Below are 5251 nucleotides of genomic sequence, written 5' to 3' on the forward strand. Positions count from 1 at the left end.
GATTATAACTAATAACTTATCTGCGGTCATGCTTCGCCCTCTTCAAAAACCAGATACACCCCCTGATAATTATGGTGCATGGAAACAAGCCAATTTTTTTTAGCAGCCATATTTTTTATAAACAATATTAATCATCAAGTGGCGGATGATAGCGCTTCAACCAACAGCTACCGATAATCACCAACGCTACCACAACGATCATTTCCGTCCAAAAAAACGACAGGAAATCGCTAGCAGTTCCCACGGGCGGAACTCCCGGTTGAGAGTTGCGAATACCGGGAAAAGCAAACAGCATCACACCAGTCCAACTCAGCATTCCGACTTCCGGTAACTTCCCCGATTTCATCACCTTTAATGCTAGCAACAGCGCCATGATTGACAGCACCCACATAATCACAATAATCACTATGGCAAAAAATTTTACCGGGAGCGATCGCGTTGCTGAAACATCGATATAAATAAAAATAGATGAATTCTCTTCCATCGGCTTATAACTGATGTCGAAGCCGGGAACATCGGCATTAAATTTAAATTCCAGCGGCACGGGATTTAGTTGAAAGGGAGCAAACTTTTTGCCAATCGAAGCCAGCGGGTCAATTGAAACAGCTACTTTCGCAATGTGCGTGTCAAAGGGATAATTGTTGATTTTTCCCTTGACTAAGTTAAATTTTAATGCCGGGACAATCATCGGTTTGCCTTCTTTAAAGCTAATTTCCGAATCCTCGATATTGGCACCGTTAACTGTCATTAACAAGTCTTGAGCTGGGTAAGTCGGCCCTTTTTTATAAATACCTTTAAGCTCGAACTGCAAGCGGGTTTCTAATTCGTTTTTAATCGGGTCTACGCCAATTACGGTCATTTTGATCTCAACCAAGCCTTTCGGGGCTACAGCGCTATCTGGAGAGGGGCTGTAAGGCTCTTGGGCATTAGCATTGTGAGAGTAAATAGATAAGATAATTGCTAAACTTACGGCGATGGTGCAAATTAAAATAAGTATTTTTTTTAGATTGAATTTGTTGATTGTTGGCATTAATTATGGAATTTTTTACATCTTGAATTGTGCTTAGCACTCCCCGCAGTCCGCCAGGGGTTTAAACCCCTGGCTAATAGAAGACAGTCGGTTAAAACCGACTAAATAAACTCGATAAATAATAAATTTTGGTTTTAGTCCTCTTTGAGAGGACTTTCGCTGTGAGCCGGGGGTTTGAAACCCCCGGCGGGCTGTCGCTATCGGCGCAATAACCAGGCGAATCAACGCGCAACTACGAACCGATAGGAAGCAGTACGTTTGGTGTAAAGCTACCGTGCAAGCCGTAGGGGATGTGCTGTTTAAAATGCAGGCGCGCTACGGGGCCTTTGGTGATGTCGCGGGCATCTAGAATCGCTAAGGTCGATCGATGATTAGCCGCATCATACATCAAAACGAGCAGCCAACCGTCATCCTCGGCCACAGCATCGGGACGGGGAACAAAAACGGGTTCCCCCGCAAAACCGCGCGGCGCTACACTCCAAAGTTGCCTCTCACTTGTCAAGAAATCTACTTTAAGAATAGCTTGCAAAGGAGCATTCCCAGTGGGAGAGTCAGCCGCGCCGATGTAAAGATATCGGTAAGGTTGTCCGACATTATTCGGATGCAAAGTCGGAAACTCGCAGCAACGAGTTTCAATAACTTGATGCTGTACGGTTTTGTCTTGCAGATTTAACTTGAACCGCCACAATTCTCCGGCGGGAATGGTGTCAAAATCAATCTCCAGAAAATCGCCGTCATGTTCGACAGTGGGGAATGATTCGTAGCAAACTGAATCTACAAAAACTTCGCCGTTTTCTTCCCAAGCGTTGCAGTGGTGGAACACAAAACAAGGTTCGGTTTCTAATATCTTTACCTCGTCAGTGCCGTTGCGCGGAATTAAGATTGCTTGGGTGGGCTTGTTTGGCGAAAATTGAATGCACTGCGCTGCACTCCGAAATCCTAATAGGAAAAGTAGCGGATTGAAACTGACAGGATTTTGGAAGAATATGCAGTAATTCTCGGTAATTACCATGTCGTGGAGGAAGGCAAAACCCGGGATTGCATGGGCGTGTTTTTGTAAAAGTTTGCCGCTTTCGTCGAGTTCGTAAATCGTGATTGTACTCGACAAACCGGGCTTGACGGAAAAGTTGACTAATCTGTCTCCTTTGCCATTTTTCCCTTTTTCAATTCTGGGGTGGGCTGCGAAGGCTTCACCGGGTTGCAAGATGCCGTCTAGGGTGTCTAATCCGAGGGTTTCTAGGCTGCGGGGGTCGAGTCTGTAGGGCTGTGCTGCTTCCCAGAGTGCTAGCAGTTTGTCGCCCCAATAAATGATGTTGGTGTTGGCGATGTTTTTGATTTTGACATCAAAGATGTTGGCTAACCAGCCTCCGGGTTTCTGTGTGCCGAATACGCCTCGGTGCAGGATTTTTCCTGATTTTTGTTCGGCGAGATAGCCTTCGGTGTGCACGAATCGGTTGCGGAAATGGGCGCGTTTTTCTGAAATTGCGATCGCACAAATCATGCCGTCGCCGTCAAAGGGGTGGTGGATGCGCGAGCCGTTGACATCCAACAATCCGGGCCCGTTGCGAAAGAATGTGCCTTGTAAGCCTTCTGGAATCTCGCCTTCGATGTCGTCAATCCAGTAGTCGGATTCGTTGGGTTGGGATTCGTAGCCGCGCTGCCAGTCTTTGCGATCGTATGATAAGTTTGGGGCTACTGTTTGAGGTTGGGGAATTTGGAGTTTTTGCATGGGTAAACAGTTGACAGTTGACAGTTGACAGTTGACAGTTGACAGTTGACAGTTGAGTGCGAAGTTTTCAAGAGGAGAATGTAAAGCTAAAGCCTCCCATAAAAACCATGGTGAACGCAGATGAATTAGGATTGGCTGAGTTTTTCTACTGTGCGGTTTTCGGGAATTGATGTTGGTACTAAGTCGGGAAAGTATTCGGGCATGAAATGTTGTCCGCCTGGTTTGGCACAGCCCAGTTCAGGTTCTAATACTGGGAGAGATTGTTGGTAATTTGGATCGCCACTTTCTGTACTTTCTGCCGGGAGCCAGTTTAAGAAGGGGAGGGGTAGCAGTGTGGAGAGGTTGGCGATGACTACTAGCAGCCAGAGGTTGTCGAAATTGCGATCGGTAATTCCGAGCCAGTGTGTCAAAATTGCACCGCCTTCGTAGGAAATAATTCCTGCTAAATTGGTGACAGACATCAGCACTGCAAATAAGGTGGCTTCGACGCCTGGAGGACACAACCGCGCTGATAGTACCAGCACTGGCATATAAGCAATTTGTCCGATTACTGTCAGGATCAGGCTGTCTCCGATGCTGAACCATTGGTCGTCAATTCCTAAGGCTCTGTTGGCATGAGTTACTAATAATAATGTAGTCATGCCCAAGGCACTTGCAATGACTGTTGACCAGCCGAAAATTACTCGAAATGGAATTGCTTTGAGGTAGCGCTGAAACAGCCAGATGCCTGCGAGGGCCGCTATGCTGGTGACGAGGCGCACTCGTCCGAGAAATTCGGGTTGAAAGCCTAATTCGTTGGTGGTGAAAAAGAAAAAGGCGGAATCGGAGCTTGGTGTGGCTTGCCACAGAAATAGAAAAGCGGTGGGCAACCAAATTGTTTTTTGGGTAACAGCTTGCCGCAGTTGTTTTAATTGGTCTTTGACTGTGGCAAAGTCGGTTTTTTTGTTGGTTTTTTCTTCGGCAATTAACCAGGCTGTTGCTGATACAATTAGCGGGAAAGATGCGGTGATCAAAAAGATGGTTTGGGTGCTGAAGTGTTGCAGCAGGGAACCGCTGAGGTAGGCGGTAATTAGTCCGCCGAGGGCTGATGCTCCCCAAGACAAGGATTGCAGGGAACCGGCATCGCTAACGGTTTCTTTTCTGGCTCTTTCTACTACTAGGGAGTCGGCGATTACGTCGCTGACGGCTAGTGAAAGAGAACTAAGGGCGATCGCCCCTGTAGCGGCTAAGGGCGTGTGTACGACTGTTGCCATCCCCACCCATGCTGCGGTTCCCAACAGCCCGGAGAGGACGATGTAAGGCCGTCTGCGGTAGCCGAATATGGGCAACCCGTCGGACATGAAGCCGAATAGGGGCTTGATAATCCAAGGTATGGCGACGACACCTAGCATGGCTGAGACTTCGGCGGGAGTCATGCCGAGTTCGTCTTTGAGGAAGAAGCTGACGGCTAAGCGGGCTAGTCCGAGGATGCCTTGGACGAAGTAAATCAGTAAGATGGCTATGAGCTCGGGGGTTGGCTCATTCCCGAAGAATACTTTTTCTTTTAAAGATTCTTTGAGTTTGCTGGCGCCAGAGGGGGAAAGGAGCATTTGAGCAATATTTCTTAATGAATCTCAATATTTATAACACATTCTTAATGAGTTGACAGTTGACAGGTGAGAGCTGACAGTTGACAGTTCTCAGAAGTCCAAGGGAAGCAAGGGTTCCAGCAATTAGCACTTGGACGATCGCCCGCAGAGGTTGCTAGGATTGTAATTAATCTGAATTTAATGATTTTTTGTAGCAATGAAAGCAGAAATTAGAATTGTTTCTCTGGCAGTAGCTTGGATTTTAGGAGCGGGGGCTAATTTAGCCTTGGCTTTACCTGTTGCTAACCAGCAAGGTGATTATCCTGGGCCTGTGAGACAGCGGGGAAATAGACAGGTGAATTGGGTGGTTGTTGACTCGGATTCTCAAGGGTTAAATTGCCGCATGGCTCAGCGATTTCGATCGATCTCTGTAGATGCTCTTGATGCACCAGATGAGTTATTTGCAAAAAATAAACACAATGTTTCGCAGTGGCCTGTGGTGACTACTTTTCGGCGCGGAAAACGGTTGCAAGCGGTGACTGGAAATAATGCTAATCAAATTATGATTGCTGACTCTCAGGGTAAGCCTTGGTTGCCTATTTCCACGGATAAGGGTAATTGTTTTGTGCGGGCTAACAGCCGTTTTGTTAAGCCTGTTCGCGAAAATCCTACTACTTTGAAACCTTTGGAATAACCAACCGCGAAGAACCACCGGCCCGACGCCTGTTCCACTAGCAACCAAGTCCGCCTCTGCTGAGTGATAAATTATTGTAGGGTGCGTACTGCGCACTTTATTATAATTTAAAATGAACGAAAGGTGCATCTGGGTTTTGAAAATATATCTGTAGGGGCGAAGCATGACCGCAATTAATATGAGATTATAACTAATAACTTATATGCGGTCATGCTTCTTCAGGCTTCAAA

Annotated in this window: 4 protein-coding genes; 1 reads left to right on the top strand and 3 read right to left on the bottom strand. The window is 46.7% G+C overall.

Annotated features, from left to right (window positions below):
* Positions 1–127 precede the first annotated feature (127 nt).
* From QT974_RS30700 to QT974_RS30710, 3 genes are all read right to left on the bottom strand, one after another.
* The gene (locus QT974_RS30700; protein ID WP_333472157.1) at positions 128–1030 is read right to left on the bottom strand and encodes a DUF4436 family protein; all 903 of its coding nucleotides are present in this window, start codon (positions 1028–1030) and stop codon (positions 128–130) included.
* 232 nt (positions 1031–1262) lie between these two features.
* Positions 1263–2759, bottom strand: a complete 1497-nt coding sequence (locus QT974_RS30705) for a carotenoid oxygenase family protein (protein WP_333472158.1) — start codon at positions 2757–2759, stop codon at positions 1263–1265.
* A 125-nt stretch (positions 2760–2884) separates the two neighbouring features.
* On the bottom strand, positions 2885–4348 hold the full coding sequence (locus QT974_RS30710) for a folate/biopterin family MFS transporter (protein ID WP_333472159.1): 1464 nt from the start codon (positions 4346–4348) through the stop codon (positions 2885–2887).
* 196 nt (positions 4349–4544) lie between these two features.
* On the opposite strand from QT974_RS30710, the gene QT974_RS30715 reads away from it, so the two are divergent.
* Positions 4545–5021 carry a hypothetical protein gene (locus tag QT974_RS30715; protein WP_333472160.1) on the top strand — a complete coding sequence of 159 codons (477 nt, stop codon included), beginning with the start codon at positions 4545–4547 and terminating at the stop codon, positions 5019–5021.
* Positions 5022–5251: the final 230 nt, after the last annotated feature.

Source organism: Microcoleus sp. BM001215392 (genome assembly GCF_036700185.1).
GTDB lineage: Bacteria > Cyanobacteriota > Cyanobacteriia > Cyanobacteriales > Microcoleaceae > Microcoleus.